The organism is Haliea sp. E1-2-M8, assembly GCF_030649675.1.
Lineage (GTDB): Bacteria > Pseudomonadota > Gammaproteobacteria > Pseudomonadales > Halieaceae > Haliea.
In genome coordinates this window covers 1-18,388 of the sequence record NZ_JAUTDR010000043.1, presented here as the reverse complement: position 1 = coordinate 18,388, position 18,388 = coordinate 1, and the positions used below count along the sequence as shown (strand labels likewise).

The 18,388-nt window shown below is 59.9% G+C and carries 17 protein-coding genes; all 17 read left to right on the top strand.

Annotated features, from left to right (window positions below):
* Positions 1-336 precede the first annotated feature (336 nt).
* Positions 337-582 carry a hypothetical protein gene (locus Q6D67_RS20695; RefSeq protein ID WP_304707659.1) on the top strand — a complete coding sequence of 82 codons (246 nt, stop codon included), beginning with the start codon at positions 337-339 and terminating at the stop codon, positions 580-582.
* A 578-nt stretch (positions 583-1,160) separates the two neighbouring features.
* On the top strand, positions 1,161-2,432 hold the full coding sequence (locus tag Q6D67_RS20685; protein WP_304707661.1) for an aromatic ring-hydroxylating dioxygenase subunit alpha: 1,272 nt from the start codon (positions 1,161-1,163) through the stop codon (positions 2,430-2,432).
* The gene (locus Q6D67_RS20680; RefSeq protein ID WP_304707657.1) at positions 2,432-2,920 is read left to right on the top strand and encodes an aromatic-ring-hydroxylating dioxygenase subunit beta; all 489 of its coding nucleotides are present in this window, start codon (positions 2,432-2,434) and stop codon (positions 2,918-2,920) included. The genes Q6D67_RS20685 and Q6D67_RS20680 overlap by 1 nt, the downstream gene beginning before the upstream one ends.
* Positions 2,921-2,930: 10 nt before the next feature.
* A complete protein-coding gene (locus Q6D67_RS20675) occupies positions 2,931-3,743 on the top strand; it encodes an enoyl-CoA hydratase/isomerase family protein (RefSeq protein WP_304707655.1) in 813 nt (270 codons plus the stop codon).
* A 2-nt stretch (positions 3,744-3,745) separates the two neighbouring features.
* On the top strand, positions 3,746-4,480 hold the full coding sequence (locus Q6D67_RS20670; protein ID WP_304707653.1) for an SDR family NAD(P)-dependent oxidoreductase: 735 nt from the start codon (positions 3,746-3,748) through the stop codon (positions 4,478-4,480).
* The gene (locus tag Q6D67_RS20665; RefSeq protein WP_304707651.1) at positions 4,480-5,403 is read left to right on the top strand and encodes an alpha/beta hydrolase; all 924 of its coding nucleotides are present in this window, start codon (positions 4,480-4,482) and stop codon (positions 5,401-5,403) included. Before Q6D67_RS20670 ends, Q6D67_RS20665 begins: the two co-directional genes overlap by 1 nt.
* Before the next feature lie 26 nt (positions 5,404-5,429).
* Positions 5,430-6,908 (top strand): 3-oxoacyl-[acyl-carrier-protein] synthase III C-terminal domain-containing protein, encoded by a 1,479-nt coding sequence (locus tag Q6D67_RS20660; RefSeq protein ID WP_304707650.1) that lies wholly within the window; start codon positions 5,430-5,432, stop codon positions 6,906-6,908.
* 3 nt (positions 6,909-6,911) lie between these two features.
* Positions 6,912-8,114: an acetyl-CoA acetyltransferase gene (locus tag Q6D67_RS20655; RefSeq protein ID WP_304707649.1), complete on the top strand. Its 1,203-nt coding sequence runs from the start codon at positions 6,912-6,914 to the stop codon at positions 8,112-8,114.
* Positions 8,115-8,118: 4 nt separating this feature from the next.
* Positions 8,119-8,901 (top strand): enoyl-CoA hydratase/isomerase family protein, encoded by a 783-nt coding sequence (locus tag Q6D67_RS20650; RefSeq protein WP_304707648.1) that lies wholly within the window; start codon positions 8,119-8,121, stop codon positions 8,899-8,901.
* Positions 8,894-9,664 carry an enoyl-CoA hydratase-related protein gene (locus Q6D67_RS20645; protein WP_304707647.1) on the top strand — a complete coding sequence of 257 codons (771 nt, stop codon included), beginning with the start codon at positions 8,894-8,896 and terminating at the stop codon, positions 9,662-9,664. Before Q6D67_RS20650 ends, Q6D67_RS20645 begins: the two co-directional genes overlap by 8 nt.
* Before the next feature lie 33 nt (positions 9,665-9,697).
* Positions 9,698-11,206, top strand: a complete 1,509-nt coding sequence (locus Q6D67_RS20640) for a 3-hydroxyacyl-CoA dehydrogenase (protein ID WP_304707645.1) — start codon at positions 9,698-9,700, stop codon at positions 11,204-11,206.
* Positions 11,203-12,060, top strand: coding sequence for an acyl-CoA dehydrogenase (locus Q6D67_RS20635; protein WP_304707643.1), 858 nt, complete (start codon positions 11,203-11,205; stop codon positions 12,058-12,060). The genes Q6D67_RS20640 and Q6D67_RS20635 overlap by 4 nt, the downstream gene beginning before the upstream one ends.
* On the top strand, positions 12,057-12,974 hold the full coding sequence (locus tag Q6D67_RS20630) for a CoA ester lyase (RefSeq protein WP_304707641.1): 918 nt from the start codon (positions 12,057-12,059) through the stop codon (positions 12,972-12,974). Before Q6D67_RS20635 ends, Q6D67_RS20630 begins: the two co-directional genes overlap by 4 nt.
* A 3-nt stretch (positions 12,975-12,977) precedes the next feature.
* Positions 12,978-14,660, top strand: a complete 1,683-nt coding sequence (locus Q6D67_RS20625) for an acyl-CoA dehydrogenase family protein (protein ID WP_304707639.1) — start codon at positions 12,978-12,980, stop codon at positions 14,658-14,660.
* Positions 14,657-15,895, top strand: coding sequence for a CoA transferase (locus Q6D67_RS20620; protein ID WP_304707637.1), 1,239 nt, complete (start codon positions 14,657-14,659; stop codon positions 15,893-15,895). The genes Q6D67_RS20625 and Q6D67_RS20620 overlap by 4 nt, the downstream gene beginning before the upstream one ends.
* Before the next feature lie 81 nt (positions 15,896-15,976).
* Complete coding sequence (locus Q6D67_RS20615; RefSeq protein WP_304707636.1) at positions 15,977-18,103, top strand: TonB-dependent receptor; 2,127 nt, start codon at positions 15,977-15,979, stop codon at positions 18,101-18,103.
* Between the two features lie 73 nt (positions 18,104-18,176).
* The coding region (locus Q6D67_RS20610) for a hypothetical protein (protein ID WP_304707634.1) at positions 18,177-18,388 on the top strand (212 nt) is incomplete at its 3' end.

Sequence of the window (18,388 nt, the reverse complement as noted above, 5' to 3'; positions counted from 1 at the left end):
CCTTGGCGGCCTTCAGCTGTATCCGGCCGGAATCCGTCAATGATTACCCACCATGATTGGGGAAGAGCCCAAGTGTTTAATTGACGCCCCGAACTACCCCCCCCCCTAATCTCATCATGACGTTGTTTTATGCCTGTCTAACGCCTCTTTCAGTGCCCGGATTCAACTCGTAAGTGCAACTCAATGACCGGGTTGGGTAGATTGGGTCGAATACGGTACTGCCCTATGTGGATCTGTGTACGTTCCGCTGGCCGCATATTCTGCACCACCGGTTTGCCAGTGGCGAGAGACATCCGGACTGCACCTTCGAGGGCGCCTGATGGGCGCTGCCTTTAGGTGGGTGACCATGAAGACTACTATTTTGTCCATACCCTGCGCCACGGCGACAGCATCAGCAAGCCCTTTCTGAATGTCCGTCTGCGCCGACTGGTGTTGGTGGCGGCGGTGATCGTGGCGCTGACCTACTTCGGCTACGGCTTGGACGTGATCGAGATGTGGTTTGTGCCATTCCCACTGATCCTGCTCTTGCATGGTTTCAGCTTCTTCTGGCCACCCCACGTACTTCTCGACGTTCTCCAATAAGATAATTACACCCGCGTCATCATCGTGCGCATGGGTTTAAGTGGCTGATGTATGCGATGCTGCAATCCCAGAACTACCATCCTATTGATCACCTTTATCAGATGAAGTCTTTTACAACAACGAGCGTGTGCTCAAGCTCTTGGAGCAGGAGCTGCGCTGCCACGGCCTGATCGTGCAGCATGATTTCGCTATTCGGCTCAAGATTTATTTGGGCCAAGCACAAGTCCGGCCCGAAATCATAATTTGAAAAGTGGGATCCAATGCGCGGCTATCAATGTCGTTTTTTTTACACATCTATCACGAGTGTGAATGCGACTCGAAAACGGCGTGTCGCCGGATACGTGGTTCGAGGATATTGCCATCATCTGGTTGTGTCCCGAGTACGGTGTCACCAAAGAGGGTTACGAGCTGATCTAAGAGTAAAGGCTTGGATTCGTCGGAAGCGACGAACCGGTTTAGCCGAAGCCTATGTAACCTTGCACTCTATTACCTCGGGCTGGAGCATAGCCGCTCCACCCCCCCCGGTGCTTCACAGCTGGCTGGCGCCAGCGCCAGCCAGTTTAAACGAGAGAACGGTGATGATTACGCACAGAGCACTTGCAACATCGGTACCGAATTTCGCCTATTTGGTGAAGGAAGATCGCATCCACGGCTCGCTCTACACGGACGAAGAGATATTTCGCTTGGAGTTGGAGAATATTTGGTACAAAGGTTGGGTTTATGTGGGGCACACCAGTGAGGTGCCCATCCCCAATGACTTTATCATGAAGTCCATTGGCCCACAGGAAGTCATTATGACCCGGGACCGGGACGGGCAGATCCATCTGCTTCAGAACCGCTGCCCCCACCGCGGGAACCAGGTCTGCACCGAAGCCAAAGGCAATCGTGGTATCTTCACCTGCCCCTATCACCGCTGGTCCTTTGCCAATACAGGTAAGCTGCGAGGCTATCCCTATCCCGATGGTTATGAAACCGCGGACCGTAGCGAATTGGGTCTGGGCCGGGTTACCCGGATGGCCGAGTACAAGGGCTTTGTGTTTGGCAGCTTCGCCGCAGACGGACCGAGCCTGGAGGAACATCTGGGCCGAGGCGGTCGGGACGCCATTGATCGTCTGGTGATGACCTCCCCCGAGGGCGAGGTAGAAATTACCGCCGGCTTCCTTCAGCACAAGGCCAAGGCCAACTGGAAATTTCTGGTGGAAAATGAAACTGACGGTTACCACCCACAGTTTGTACACGACTCGATTTTCAGCGTTGCCCAGAGCGGCATCGGCGATCTCTACGGAAGCGAATCCACCGCTTTAGCCAGGGACTTGGGCGACGGCCACACCGAGAACGATCTGCGTCCAGAGTTCCGCCGCATCGGCAAGCTACTGAACTGGTTTGGTACCACAGAGGACCGCGTTCCCGACTACGTGGCCAAAATGGTGGAAGCTTACGGTGATGAGAAAGCCCGTCAGATCATGATCGACGGCACTCCACACGTGATGATCTTTCCCAACCTGTTCATTGCTGAAATCCAGATTTTTGTGATTCAACCATTGTCAGTGAACGAAACTGTGCAACATGTCACCGCCCTGCAGTTCAAGGGTGCACCGGATCTGAACAGCCGGCTACGCCAGCAGACCATGGGTTCGGTGGGCCCGGCTGGCTTCCTTTTGGCTGATGACTCGGAAATGTACGAGCGCACTCAGCGCGGCGTGGCAGCCAAAAACCCCGAGTGGAACTACCTGGGGCGCGGTATTCACCGTGAGCGCCGCGACGAGGAAGGCTACCTAGTAGCCGACAATACCGACGAAGTGACTACCCGTGGTATTTGGCGCCACTACCGTGAGCTGATGGAGGCCTGATGACTATTCACGTTGACCTGGCCCTGTTGGCCGAAGTTGAGCAATTCCTCTACCGCGAGGCTCGCCTGCAGGACACTCATGCCTATGACGATTGGGAGGCACTGTGGACCGATGATGCCATCTACTGGATTCCCGCCAACGGCGCTGATATCGACCCCGAGCAGAAGATGTCCATCATCTACGATAACCGCTCCCGGATTGGCCTGCGCATCAAGCAGTTTCACACCGGTCAGCGCCATACCCAGATGCCTCGCTCCAGCTTGGGGCGGGTCGTGTCCAACGTGGAAATTATCGACGATGACGGCAAGGAAATCCGTGTGGCCAGCAATGCGATGATTTACGAGTCCAACCTCCGCGGCGAGACCGTCTGGGCCACCCGCAATGAGTTTTTGTTGCGGCGCAATGGCGACGGCCTGCGTATGGCCTGCAAGAAGGTAGTGTTGGTGAACAACGACAAGCCTATCTACACCATGTCCTTCTTGGTTTAAGGAGTTCGCGATGAGCGACGCAGAGGTATTGATCGGCGAGGGCGCAGCACTGCTTTCCCTGCAGGACGGGATCGCCCACCTGCAGCTGAACCGCCCCGAATCGGCAAATGGCCTGGACATTCCCACCCTTGAGGCACTCTACCGGGCGTTGATGGTCTGCCACGGCGACCGCCGGGTGCGGGTTGTACTGCTCACCGGCGCTGGCGCCAATTTCTGCGCCGGCGGTGATGTCAAAACCTTCACGTCCAAGGGCGAGGGCCTGTCGGCGTACATCCGCCAGGCGACCCTGCATCTGCAGGTGGCCATCAACGCTATGGTTCACCTGGATGCGCCGGTGATTGCCGCAGTACAAGGCTTTGCCGCCGGCGGTGGCGGAATGGGTCTGGTGTGCGCAGCGGACGTGGTGATCGCTGCCCGCTCCAGCAAATACCTTGGCGGCGCGACCCGGGTGGCGATGGCTCCGGATGCAGGCCTGTCGGTGACGCTGCCGCGCCTGGTCGGACCGCGCAAGGCAGCGGAAATGCTGCTGATGAACCCGACGGTCGATGCGCAGGAAGCCTTGGAGCTGGGCCTGATCAGCCGCATCGTCGACGACGAAAGCCTGTTGGAAGACGCCATGGACTATGCCAAAGAAATGGCCAAGGGTGCGCCCCTGGCGCTGGCCGCCACCAAACGCCTGCTTTGGGCCGGTGTGGGTTTGGGCATTGACGCCGCCATGCCAGAGGAGTCCCGTACGGTGGCGGAGCTGTGCAAGAGCGAGGACGTGTTGGAAGGTCTGAGGGCGGTGATTGAGCGTCGCAAGCCCGAGTTTAGGGGTAAATGATCATGGCGGCCGACAGACTGAATGGCCGTCGCGCCTTCGTTACCGGCGGCGCCAAGGGCATTGGCCTCGCCATTGTCGAGCGCCTGGTGGCAGAGGGCTGCGAGGTAATTTTTTCCGCTCGGGACATGGAGCCAGTAGCGGAGGTGGTGGCGCGTACCGGCGCCAGGACCGTGCAGCTGGACGTGTCGGATCTCCCGGCCTGCCACCGGGTGGTCAGTGACAACGGGCCCTTCGATATTCTGGTGAACAATGCGGGTATGGACCAGCACGCTTTCTTCACCAAGACCGCCCCCGACGAGTGGGACTACCTGATCGATGTCAATTTGAAGGCGGTTCTGGCCACCTGCCATGCGGCCCTGCCATCGATGCAGGAACGGGGTTTTGGCCGCATCATCAACATTGGCTCGGAGGCGGGTCGCCAGGGCTCCAGGGGCGGTTCCGTGTACGCTGCGGCCAAGGGTGGGGTGATTGCCTTCACCAAGTCCCTGGCCCGGGAAAATGGCCGCTTCGGCATCACTGCCAACGTGATTGCGCCGGGCCCGGTGGATACACCTTTGCTTCGCTCCGCCGTAGCGCAAGGTGGAGAAGAGCTGCTTAAGGCGATGAAACGGTCGACTTTGGTGGGACGCCTGGGGCGCCCGGACGAGGTCGCCTCTGCCGTGGCTTACCTTGCCGCGGATGATGCAGGTTTTATTACCGGCGAAGCCATTGGCGTGTCCGGCGGAATGGGCTGCTGATGACTGAAAGCGTGGCAAGCATCCAAGCCCGTGTCGGCGAGGTGGTACATCGGGTGCGCCAGGTCTACAGCCAGTGGCGCCGGGACACCTCTGTCGAGCAAATGCGCCGGGACTGGGATGAACTGTTCTGGAACGACAGCCAGCCCTGTGACTACGAGGACACTACTCTGGGCGGCGTTGCGGTGCGTTGGATCGACGCGCCCGGCGCGAACCGCGACCGCGTGTGCGTCTATTTTCATGGCGGCGGTTACAAAATGGGTTCAGTGGTTTCGCACCACGAGTTGATGGTGAGAATTTCGGCTGCCGCCAATTGCCGGGTGCTGGGGGTCAACTACCGTCTCACCCCCGAGCACTGCTTTCCCGCCCCCCTTGAAGATGGTCTGGCGGTGTACCGCACTCTGTTGGAGCACGGCTTTGATGCTGCTGAAGTCGCGCTGGTGGGAGATTCTGCCGGGGGTGGTTTGGCCGCCTCGTTACTGCTTGCAATACGGTCTGAACATCTTCCACTGCCCTGCGCAACTGTGCTGTTGTCCGCTTGGTTGGATATGAGCCTGAGCGGCGACAGCTACGAGTCCAGGTCCCAGTCCGACCCCATCCACCAGAAATCCATGCTCCAGGCCATTGCCCAGCAGTACTTGGGGGAGGGCGTTGATCCCAGGCAGGCCAGTGCTTCGCCCCTTTTCGGGAAGCTTCACCGCCTGCCCCCGATCCTCTTGCAGGTGGGGGAATGCGAGGTGGGGTTGGACGATTCCCGGGCTTTCGCCGACAAGCTGCGCGAAAGCGGTGGCCAAGTGCAACTGTCGGTCTGGGACCACATGATTCATGTATTTCAGCAGTTTGGCAATGACCTGCCCGAAGCCAGGCAGGCCATTGCGGAGATTGGTGAGTTTTTGCAGACACACTGGGGACGTGGTCCGGCGTAAGCGCGGCCCCCTGAGGAGTGAACAACGTGACTATCGGAATTACCGGATTCGGGGCCTACCTGCCCCGACTGCGACTGAACCGCAAGGAGGTGGTGGAAGCCAATGCGTGGTTTGCGCCCCAGTTGCAGCGCAAGGGCAAAGGTCAGCGCAGCATGAGCAACTGGGACGAGGACGCCGTTACCCTGGCAGTGGCGGCCTGCCGCAATGCTCTGCCGGAGAGCGTGGATCGCAACGGCATTGCCCGCCTGCAACTTGTGTCTGACAGCCTGCCCTTTGCCGAACGCCTCAATGCTGGGGTGGTGGCCGGCGCGCTGCGCCTGCCCCAGGCGGTGTACGCCAACGACCTCTGCGGCGCCCAAAGCGCAGCGGTGTCCGCCATTAGCCAATTAGTCAACGCCGCCCGGGCCGCTGAGGCCAGCATCCTGGTGGCGGCCAGCAACCGCCGCACACGGGCCGCCAGCCCAGCGGAGCTGGACTACGGTGACGGCTCCGCCGCTGTAACCTTGGGCAGCGACAAGGTATTGGCAGAGGTGCTGTCCACCAGTGTGCTGACCGCGGACTTTGTCGATCGCTTCCGCCTCCAGGGCGAGGACATCGACTACTACTGGGAAGAGCGCTGGGTCCGGGACGAGGGCATCGGCAAGCTCGGTACCCGGGCGGTGAGCCAGGCCCTGGACAACGCCGGCTTGGCGCCGGCGTCCATCGACCACTTTATTTTTCCCACCGTGTTTAAAGGTGCCGACGCCCAGCTCGCCCAAAAGTGCGGCATTGCCGAGGCCGCAGTGGTGGACAATTTCGCCGCCCAGGTGGGGGACACCGGTAGCGCCCACGCCCTGCTGATGCTAAATGCAGTGCTGGAACGGGCCCAGGCGGGCCAGACCATTCTGGTCTGCCAGTTCGGCAGCGGGGTGTCCTGTGCCCTGTTGCGGGTGACCGAGCAGATCGATGGATTCAAACCGGTCAAAACCCTGGCTGAGCAACTGGCCGCAGGCTGGGAGGAAAATAACTACACACGCTACCTAGCCTACAAGGGTCAGCTCAAACTGGAGCGGGGCATGCGCGGCGAGCAGGACAAGAAAACTGCGCTGAGCACCTCCTGGCGCCACCACGACTCCCTGCTGGGCTTTGTCGCCGGGCGCTGCACCGAGAGTGGCAATGTGCATTTCCCGCCCTCGCGGATTAGCTACACCCCCGGCAAGCCCGCCCAGGATACCCAGGAGCCCTATCCCCTGGCCGACAGGAAGGGCCGCATCCTGAGCTGGTCGGCGGAATACCTGTCGTCCTATATGGCGCCGCCCCATCAATACGGTCAGGTGGACTTTGAGGGTGGCGGCCGCCTGTTAATGGAGTTTACCGATGTCCGCCCCGGCGATATCGAAAGCGGCGGCGAGGTTGAGATGGTTTTTCGGATCAAGGACGTGGATGAGCTGAGGGGCTACAAACGCTACTTCTGGAAAGCCAAGCCCACTACCTACCCCGCGCCCGGCAGGATTGAGAGAGGTTAGACAATGGCCCAGGGAATTAAAGACAAGGTCGCCATCCTCGGCATGGGTTGCTCCCGGTTTGGTGAGCGCTGGGACGCAAGCCCGGAAGACCTGATGGTGGAGGCCTACAACGAGGCGATGCAGGATGCCGGTATCACCCGCGTGCAGCTGGATGCCACCTGGTTCTCCACCCATATGGAAGATGTGGGCACCGGCCGCGGTGGCATTCCCATGAGCATTGCCCTACGTCTGCCCAATATCGGCGTGACCCGGGTGGAAAACTTCTGCGCCGGCGGTTCCGAAGCGGTGCGCGCGGCGGTGTATGCGGTGGCCTCGGGCGCCTGTGATATCGCACTGGCCCTCGGTGTGGAAAAACTCAAAGACACCGGCTACGGCGGCCTGCCAGTGGCGACAGTGGGCACCTATATTCCCCAGTGGTATCCAGCAGCGGTAGCACCGGCCAACTTTGCCCAGTTGGCCGCGGCCTACCGGGTGAAGCACGGCATTGACAAGGCTACGCTCAAGGAGGCGATTTCGCAGGTCTCGGTGAAGAGCCACGCCAACGGCGCGAAAAACTCCAGGGCCCACCTGCGCAAGGAAATTACCATCGAGCAGTGCCTGAAGGCACCAACCATTGCCGAACCCCTGGGACTGTTTGACTGCTGTGGGGTGTCCGACGGCGCCGCCGCGGTGATTGTCAGTCGCCCGGAGATTGCCCGAGAGCTGGGCAAGACCGACCTGGTCAGCTTTAAGGCCCTACAAGTCGCCGTCTCCAATGGATGGGAAATGTCGAGCAATGAGTGGGACGGCAGCTACTTTCACACCGCCCGCATCGCCTCAAGAAAGGCCTACGAGGAAGCGGGCATCAGCAAGCCCCGGGAAGAGATCAGCATGACCGAAGTCCACGACTGCTTCTCGGTTACCGAGATGGTCACCATGGAAGACCTGGGCCTGTCGGACGAGGGCAATGCTTGGCGAGATGTGCTGGAAGGCAAGTTCAACGCTGACGGCGCCATTCCCTGTCAGATCGACGGTGGCCTGAAGTGCTTTGGCCACCCGGTGGGAGCCAGCGGCATTCGCATGCTCTACGAAATGTACCTGCAATTGCAGGGCCGCGCTGGCGAGCGCCAGCTGGGCAACGTGCGCAGCGGGCTGATCCACAACCTAGGCGGACAGCCTAACCAGAACATTTGCAGCGTGTCCATCGTCGGTCGACTGGGAGAGTAGTGGGATGAGCGTCGTACTGGTAGACAACCCTTCGCCCCATGTCCGGCGGCTGCTGATCAATCGACCGGACAAGCGCAATGCCATCGACTATGCAGTGCGCCAGGAGATGACCGAGGCTCTGCTGGCCCTGCAGGGTGATAACACCGTGCGCGCGCTGGTGTTGGGCGGCGTGGACGGGGTGTTTTCCGCAGGTGGCGACGTGCCCAGCATGGCCGGCCTGGATGAGGCCGGCGCCCGCGCGCGCATGCAACATATCCACCGTCTGTGCCGATTGGTGGCCGACGCCCGAGTGCCGGTGGTATCGGCGGTGGAAGGTTTTTGCGCCGGCGCTGCGGTGGGGCTCGCCCTGCTGGGCGATCACATTCTGGTGGGCAAGAGCACCAGGATTCTATTTCCCTTTATGCGTCTGGGCCTGGTGCCGGATTGGGGTACCCTGCGCAGCCTGCCCGCCCGGGTGGGGGTGGCCACCGCCCGGCGCATCATGACCAACGGCCAGAGTATCCAGGCCCGAGAAGCCCTGCGCATTGGCCTAGCCGATAGCGATGCCGGCGAGGGCAACGTTATGGCGGCGGCGCTCAGGCAAGCTGAAGCCATGGCGCAACTGCCGGGGGTGGCCTTCTATCACCTCAAGCAGCGCCTGATGCATCCCTCCGGCACCCTGGAGCAAGAGTGGCAGCGGGAGGAGGACGACCAGGCGCAATTGCTGCTGGGACCGGACTTCGAGGAAGGCTTTGCCGCTTTTAATGGAAAGCGCGATCCCCACTTCGGGGGGGGCGGACGTGACTGAGCTAGTCCTCATCAGCCGTGAGGACGCGGTCGCCACCGTAACCCTGAACCGGCCGGAAAAGCGCAATGCCCTGGACCTGGGCCTACGCGGCGCCATCGCCGATGCTTTCCGGGAACTGGCGCGGGACGAGCAGGTGCGCGCGATCGTCATCACCGGTGGCAGCGAGGTCTTTGCCGCAGGCGCAGACTTGAATCTGCTGGTGGACAAGGGCTCCCAGCAGATGGCCGACATTGACCTAGGCCAGTACTGGGCTCCAGTGGCCAACTGCAGCAAGCCGGTGGTGGCCGCCGTCAGTGGCTTCGCCCTGGGCGCGGGCTGCGAGCTGGCGATGATGTGCGACATTATCGTCGCCGATGAATCGGCCCGCTTCGGCCAGCCCGAGGTCCGGGTGGGCATTATGCCCGGCGCCGGCGGAACCCAGCGCCTAATTCGCGCCCTCGGCAAGGCCACAGCCAGTATGGTGTTGATGAGCGGAGAAGCCATCACCGGCGCGCGTGCCTACCAGTTGGGGCTGATCAGTGACCTGGCCGAGCCCGACCAGACCCTCAGCAGGGCTCAGCAGCTGGCCAAAGCCGCGAGCAATATGCCCCCCAGGGCCATCGCCGCCATCAAGCGGGTGTTGAAGCAGGGTGCGGACCTGCCGCTGGAGGCGGCGCTGACCATCGAGAACCGCGAGTTTCTGCTGCTGTTTGACTCCGAGGATAAATGCGAGGGCATGTCCGCCTTTCTGGAAAAACGCCAAGCCGTATTCACGGGCAGATAAGCCCGGTGCAGAGGTAGAGGTAGAGGTTTAACAATGACAGAGATCAGAAGTATTGGTGTATTGGGTGTCGGCACCATGGGGCGCGGCATCATTCAGCTGTTTGCCCAGTCCGGTTACCAGGTGCGCTGCTTTGACAGCTTCGACGGCGCCGTGGTGAAGGCTATGGATTTTATCGCCGGCCTGCTAGAGCGCGCGGTTGAGAGGGGTGGCAGCCGGGAAGTTGCCAACGCCACGATGGCCCGCATTCACGCCTGCAGCAGCCTCGAAGACCTTGCTGACTGCGATCTGGTGGTGGAGGCTATTGTAGAAACCATGGACGCCAAGCAGGCGGTCTTCAGAGAGCTGGAGGCGGTGGTGTCCCCCACCTGCATTCTGGCAAGCAATACCTCCTCGCTGACGGTGGCGGAAATCGCCGCCGCCTGTGCCCATCCAGAGCGGGTGGCAGGGCTACATTTCTTCAACCCGGTACCGTTGATGAAGGTAGCGGAAATCATCCCCGCGTTGCGTAGCGGCCCGGAAAACATCGTTGCCTTGAAAGCGCTGATCGAATCCTGTGGCCATCGCGGGGTGGTGGCGGCAGATCAGCCGGGCTTTCTAGTCAACCATGCCGGGCGCGGTCTATATACAGAGGGCCTGCGCATTATTGAGGACCAGTGCGCCTCGGTGCAGGATGTGGATACCCTGATGCGCGAGGCGGCGGGCTTCAAGATGGGGCCCTTCGAACTGCTGGACCTAACCGGCCTGGATGTGTCGGGCAAGGTGATGGAATCCATCTACGAACAGTTTCAACAGGAGTCCCGATTCCGGCCGTCACCCCTGGTAGCACCGCGCATTGCCGCGGGCCTTTTTGGCCGCAAGAGTGGCGAGGGTTGGTACCGCTATGACAACAACCAGCGTCAGGATGCCGCTCCGCTTGCGGTGCCCGATCTGCCCGGCGCCATCGCCGTGTGGGTGGACTCGGCCGCCGAGCAAGCCGACGCCCTGCTGGGGCTGGTGAGGGAGGGCGGCGCCTGCCCGACCAACAACCCAGATGAGGCCGATCTACTGCTGATTCAGCCCTGGGGCTGGGACGTGAGCAGCTACTGCAGCGAACGGGACCTGGATGCCAGCCGCTGCGTGGCAGTGGACCCGCTGCCCGGTCTGGGCAAACACCGCACCCTGATGATCAGCCCCATCACCACCGCAGCTGCCCGGGAGGCGGCCCATGCCCTGCTGGCTCAGGGCGCCGCCGTCACCGTCATCAACGACAGCCCCGGCTTTGTCTGTCAACGCATTCTGGCCACCGTCGTAAATATCGCCGCCAATATCGTCCAGCGCGGTATCGCCACGGTGTCGGATCTGGAGGATGCGGTACGCTTGGGCCTCGGCTATCCCGCTGGCCCCCTGAGCCTTGGCGAGCAGATCGGCGGTGAGCGGGTGCTGGCCATTCTGGAGGCCATGCAGATCCAGACCGGCGACATGCGCTACCGGCCCAGTTTATGGCTGAGTCGCCGGGTTAGATTGGGACAGTCCCTTCTGGTGGAAGAGGCCAGTCGGGTATGAGCCGCATAGACATCGATTACCTGAAGGGCTGGGAAGGCAAGACCCAGCAGGCCTTCGATGATATGAGTCCCTTCAAGGCCCGGGCTCTTGCCGCCGCCTTGAACCACGAACATTTGCCAGAGGCGGGCAGCGAGCTACCCAATGGCTGGCAGTGGCTCTACTTTCTGGATACGCCCAGCAGTGTAGGCACCGGCGTCGATGGCCACCCGGCCACTGGCGGCTTTCTTCCGCCCTCGCCGCTGCCACGGCGCATGTGGGGCGCCGGCAGGGTGCATCACCAGCGGCCGGTGATTTTGGGCGAGCCCGCAGAGAAGACCTCCCGGGTGGAGCTAGTGGATTTAAAAGACGGCAAGAGCGGCACCCTGCTGTTCGTCAAAGTGCGCCACGATATCAACCAGGGTGGACAGTTCTGCATCAAAGAGGAGCAAAACATTATTTACCGAGATATGCCCACCGCGTTGGCTCGGCTACCAGTGGGGAAGGCCGCCCCAACTGATGCCGAGTGGAGCGAGACGCTGCAACCCGACCCGGTGTTGCTGTTTCGGTTTTCGGCACTGACTTACAACGCTCACCGCATTCACTACGATCGCGACTACGCCATGCACAGTGAGTTTTACCCCGGTCTGGTGGTGCATGGACCCCTTCTGGCCACACTGCTGTCCGAGACCCTTGTCAGGCAGTTTCCCGGAGAGTGGATTCGCGACTTCGTTTTCCGCGCCGAGCGCCCGACCTTCGACGGTCATCCGGTGCAACTCTGTGGCAAGCGCGAGGGTGGCACGGTGAGCCTGTGGTCTGTCGACCACGAGGGCTTTATCGGCATGCACGCCACTGCCGTGATGGGGGCACAACAATGAGCACTGCGTCTAGGCCCGTGTGGCGTTCCATGCTGTTTGTACCGGCACATGTGGAAAAATTTGTTGCCAAGGCCCATACCCGGGGCGCCGATGCCTGCATTCTCGATCTGGAAGACAGCGTTCCCCTGGAGATGAAGGCCGAAGCGCGCCAGCGGATCGAGTCCGCCGCGCGCGCCATAAATGAGGCGTCAAACGGAGTGCTCGGTGTACTGGTGCGGATTAACAACGACAGCGAGCAGGCCGCCGCTGCCCCCCTGCTGGAGGCGGATCTGGCGAGTGCGGTGCGCCCCGGTGTTGCTGCCTTGGTCATCCCCAAGGTCAAAGATGCCGGGATTTTGCACCGCATAGCCACCCGGCTGGACGCCATTGAGGCAGAGGCGGGCGTCGGGTCCGGTAGTACTCAGTTGATCGCCCAGATAGAGGATGTACAGGCGCTGCCGGTGATCGATGCCATTGCCCAATCCTCGGTCCGCATGTTGGGGATGAGCTTGGGCTCGGAGGACTTTTCAGCCTCGGCGGGTATGCAGCCCACCCCGGAAGCCCTCTACCAACCCAATCAGATGGTGGTGTTTGCCTGCCGCCGGGCCAACATCCTGCCTTTTGGCTTCCCGTCTTCCATTGCCGAGTACAGCGATGAGGAGGCCTTTGCCGCCAGCGTGAAACGGGCGGCGGAAATGGGTTTTGTAGGCGCATTCTGTATTCACCCCAAACAGGCCGCGATGCTCAACACCGGATTCAGCCCCAGCGCCGCGGAGATCGCCGCTGCCAAGGCGTTGATGACCGCCGTGGCAGAGGCGGAGAGGGAAAGCCGCGGCGCCTTTGCACATAACGGCAAAATGGTTGACCCCCCGGTCATCCGGCGGGCCCAGGAAGTCCTTTGTCGAGCGGCGAGTCTGCCAACAGTCAGCGAGTAAACCATGACAGCACTACAGGACACATTTAATGCAAGCGAGATTCAGGCCCTGTTCACGCGCCTGCGTGAGCAGCTGGAAATCGCCACCGACGCCCTAGCCCGCCAGTGCGTCGTCGATGGCAAGTTGGACGGCGCCGCGCTGGATCGCCGCCAGGTCGCCAGTTTTGAACTGGCCTGGGCCCACGCCGAGCTGCTGGCCGCTGAGCAGGCCGCGATTGTGCTGAAGGACAGCCGGGATGAACTGGAAATCCGCCTCACCCTGGTGTTTATCGCAGAGGCGTTGACCTTGCTGCGAGACCGCCTGGAGGTCATTGACCTGGATACCGACGGCGGCGCCGCTGAGGCGCTGGTGGCCATTCACGGGGATGCCCTGGCTCGGCGTCTGCGCAAGCAGGTGCTGGGTGATGGCTTTTTGCATGACACCGCCAGAGTGATGGCGGAACATCCCCAACGCATCGCCCACATCAGCCTGAACGAAGACCTGGGCATGGTGCAAGACCTGTTCTGTCGCTTCGCCGCCGAGCAGGTGGCTCCTCTGGCTGAGGAGATTCACCGTCAGGATTTAACGGTACCGGAAGACACGCTGCTGCAGCCCCTGCGAGAGATGGGAGTTTTCGGCCTGTCCATTCCCGAGCAGTATGGCGGTAGCGCCCCGGATGAACGGGACGACAATCTCGGTATGGTGGTGGTTACTGAAGCCCTTTCCGAAGCTTCCCTTGTGGCGGGCAGCCTGATCACCCGTCCCGAAATCCTGTCCCGTGCCTTGATGACCGGCGGCACAGAAGAGCAGAAACAGTACTGGCTGCCCCGTCTCGCACAGGGAGATCCACTGTGCGGTATCGCCATTACCGAGCCCGACTACGGTAGTGATGTCGCCAGCCTTAAACTACGCGGCACTAAGGTGGAAGAGGGCTGGCTGCTCAACGGTGCCAAGACATGGTGCACCTTTGCCGGTAAAGCCGGAGTGCTGATGGTGGTTACCCGAACTGACCCTGATACCAGCAAGGGCTATCGCGGCTTAAGTCTGCTGTTGGCGGAGAAACCCTCTTACGACGGCCATGACTTCGTCCACACCCAGGAGGGTGGCGGCCGGATTGTCGGCCGAGCTATTCCTACCATCGGTTACCGCGGCATGCATTCTTTTGACGTTTCCTTTGAGGACTACTTTGTCCCCGACCGCAATGTAATTGGCGGGGAAGCAGGCTTGGGCAAGGGTTTTTACTACACCATGGCGGGCATGATGGGCGGGCGCATGCAAACCGCGGCCCGGGCCAGCGGCGTGATGCGGGCGGCACTGCTTGCCGGTCTGCGCTACGCCGGAGAACGCAAGGTCTTTGCCAGGCCGCTACTGGACTACTCCCTGACCGCATCGAAACTGGCTCGTATGGGCGCCAGTTACGCGGCCAGCCGATACCTTGTCTACTCCGTGGCGCGGGTCCTTGACACCGGTGGCGGCCGTATGGAAGCGAGCCTGGTGAAACTCTTTGCCTGCCGTTCTGCGGAACTGGTCACTCGGGAAGCCCTGCAAATTCACGGTGGCATGGGCTATGCCGAGGAAATGCCGGTGAGCCGCTACTTCGTTGATGCCCGGGTACTGTCGATCTTTGAGGGCGCGGAGGAAACTCTGGCCCTGAAAGTGATCGTCCGTAGCCTGATGGAAGCCGTGCTGCAGGATAATGCGGTATGAGTGCTTTACTTGGCGCGGGGGAGGGCATCCTGAAAGGTATGCGGGTTGTGGAATTGTCGGCCTTTGTGGCGGCGCCCTGTGGCGGCATGACCTTGGCGCAAATGGGCGCCGAGGTTATTCGTATCGACCGGCCCCAGGGCGGTCTCGATTTCAAACGGTGGCCAGTGACCGAGAATAACGAATCCCTGTTCTGGGCCGGGCTGAACAAGCACAAGCGCTCAGTGGCTATTGATATTGCCACTCCCGAGGGGCGGGAACTGGCGCAAGCGCTGATCACCGCCCCCGGTGACGATGCTGGTATGTTGCTTACCAATTTCCCGGCCCGCGGCTGGTTGGCCTACGAAGCGCTGTTTAAGCACCGCGCCGATCTGATTCAACTCACGATCCAGGGCGACCGTCACGGCGCCTCTGTGGTGGATTACACCCTCAATCCCCGCCTGGGCTTGCCCTACCTCACTGGCCCACTCCGCCAGGGCTATCAGCAAGTGTTCAACCATGTGCTGCCCGCGTGGGATTTGATCACTGGCCAGATGGCGGTGGCAGGGCTGTTGGCGGCGGAACGCCATCGCCTGCGCAAGGGCGAGGGGCAGCACGTTCAGCTACCGCTGGAGGATGTGGGCCTGGCAGTGATGGCTCACTTGGGCTTTATCGCCGAAGCGGAGCTGGGTGTGGAGCGCAGCGGCTGTGGCAACGATCTGTTCGGCGCTTTTGGCCGAGACTTCACCAGCGCAGATGGCGAGCGGGTAATGGTAGTGGGTCTGTCGCTGAAGCAGTGGCAGTCACTGGTCAGGGCCTGCGGAGTTCAAATCGAGGTCGATGCTTTGGCTGCGCGGCTAGGCGTCGATCTAAACCTGGAGGGGGAGCGCTTTAGAGCTCGAGAGGAGATTGCCGCTTTGGTCGGCACCTGGGTTCGAGACCGACGTTTCGCAACGATTGCGGAGCGCTTCGACGAGTGCGGCGTCTGCTGGGGTCGCTATCAGTCGGTGATGCAGTTGGTTCAGGAGGATCCGTCCTGTTCTCTGGACAACCCTCTGTTTAGCCGGGTGGCGCAGCCGGGCGTTGGCGAGGTGCTGTCACCGAGTGTGCCACTGAATTTTGGCACCGGGCGGCAGCCGGCCCAGCCATCGCCGGCGCTCGGCGCTGATACAGAAGCCGTGTTAATGGACATTCTGAGCATAGGCTCTGCAGAATTCGGTCGCCTGCACGATGCGGGTATTGTTGCCACGGCGGCCTGAATTAGCGGCGGATTGCGCCGCTACAACATTGATGGGTGTTTTTCAGCCCAGGCAATAAATTTAAATAATGGAGATACAACAATGCCTAGATTTACAAGCTCATCGATAAAACTTAACGTCCTTCGATTAACGCTACCATGCCTCTCGGGCGTGGTAGGTCTTTCAGCTCATGCCGAATTGATGTTAGAAGAGGTTGTCGTCAGTGCTCGAAAGAAAGGTAACGCTGAGGCCCTCCAGGAAGTGCCGGTAGCGATAACTGCGGTCAGTGGTGACATGATAGAGCAGCGTTTTTTCAACGACTTGACAGACTTGGGCAATATCGCCCCGAATGTCAGTTTAAGCCCGGTTGGCAGCATGCCTGGCACCGCCAACTTTTTTATCCGCGGCATGGGGGTCTTTGGCAGTATTCCCTCTGACGAGACCACGGTAGGGGTCATTCAAGATGGGATTTATTTGGGCGTAAACTCCGGGGCACTGACCAATCTTTTCGATGTAGAAGCTGTTGAAGTTTTACGCGGTCCTCAGGGCACTCTATTCGGTAGGAATGTTACGGGTGGTGCTGTAGTGGTAAATAGTCGCAGGCCCAGTGCCGACTTCGGCGGTAGTGTGCGGGGGCGGGCTGGCAACTTTGGCAAGTACAGCGTTGACGGCGCTGTAGGGGGCTCCTTGAATGAGCAGCAGAGTGTGTTAGGAAGAATTGCGGCAGGATACCAAACAAACGACGACTACTTCGACAATATTGCTGGTCCTGATCGCGGTGAGGGGCGGACCCGTTATTTTAGGCCTTCTGTCAGTTTTCACCCCAATAGTGATCTCAGCGTTACCCTAATCGGAGAATACAATCAATTTGAGGGGGATGGTGTCATTTCAAAGAACGTCGCACTGACCGATATTCTGGATGACCACCAACTGGCCACTGATATAGACGGTAAGGCCGAATACGAAGTCAAACACCTGATTGCTGATGTGGATTGGAGCTTGGGTGGTGGCGACTTGAAAATCATCGCCGGATGGCGGGACACCGATGTGGAAGGCGAGCTGGATGGTGACGGTCAGCCCAATCCGGTGCCCAAGGTTCACTCTAACGATCCTTGGAAAACTGTGCAGGATCAAGTCAGCTTGGAAGTCAGATATAACAAACAGGTAAGCGCGGCAGCCGAACTTACGATGGGACTATACTACTTTGATCAAGATATCGAATACATCGAGTCCCGGACACTCAATCTGGGTGCTCCAGTTGATAACAACGTGGGGGCTGGTTCAGTGCTGGATCACAGTTCCTACGCTGTGTTCGCTCAAACGGATATTGCCATTGCTGACAACTGGTCCTTGACTGTCGGGGGGCGCTATACTTCAGAGGATAAGGATGCGAAGATAGCTAGCTTTGGCTTGTGTGATGGTGTCGGGCTCAACTGTAGCTATGACTTTGCCGATGAAGACAGCTGGAGTTTCGTTAGTGCCAACTTGGCATTGAAGTGGCAGATTTCTGATTCCGCGCAAGCCTATTCAAGTTGGACGCGAAGCTTCCGCAGTGGCGGATATAACCTGCGTAACACTCGGCCGTCCATCCCTGGGCCATACGACGAAGAACAGGTGGACGCCTTGGAGCTGGGCTTTAAATCTGATCTTGTCGGCGGGCGAGTACGGCTCAATGCAGCGGTTTTCCATAATGAGTTCACTGACTTGCAACGCACGATTGTTATCAGTGACCCCAGTTCGGGCGTGCGTCAGGATAAAGTGAACGCCGCCGACGCCACTATCCAAGGTATCGAATTGGAGCTATCTGCCATTATTAGTCAGAATTTCCGGGTCGACCTGTCCGGCGGTTTAATCGATGCCCAATACGATAAGTTTGTCGGTGGTAACACTGACTGGGACCTACCCAATGTGCCGAAAACCAACGGCAACTTAACGCTAGTTTATAATCAGACCATGGGCGAGGGCGAACTGGAGACTCGTTTGTCGGCAACTTATACCGACAGTCAGCATACCACGGTTGAAAACACGCCGATAATTGAGTTGGATTCTTACACTGTGGTAGATGGAGCGATTTCCTATTGGTTTCCGGGAGAAGCGTTACGCCTCTCCTTATTCGGAAAAAACTTGACTGACGAGGAATACACTAACTTCGCGCTGGCTGGTTTGAATGCGATTTGGGCCATATCTCCGCCACGTACTTATGGTGTTGAAATCAGCTATTCCTTCTGAACCGCTGCTTTTCTCCGGTCCGTCGCTTGGTCGGCGGGTTGGAGATTTGCGGAAATATGTAAAGGGAAATAACATGAATGAACAGTTAGTGCGGGATATGATTGTCCGTTCCGCGGCAAACAAACCCTGGAAAACGGCCTATATGTGTGGTGCCAAAAAAGTTACTTGGTCAGAAATCCACCGCCGATCCGATGCTCTCTCCGCCGGGATACAAGCGGTGTCTGTCAACATAGTTGCCCGGTCATTCATGCAAAATGTTTCGCGGCTATTTCATGATCCGCAGCT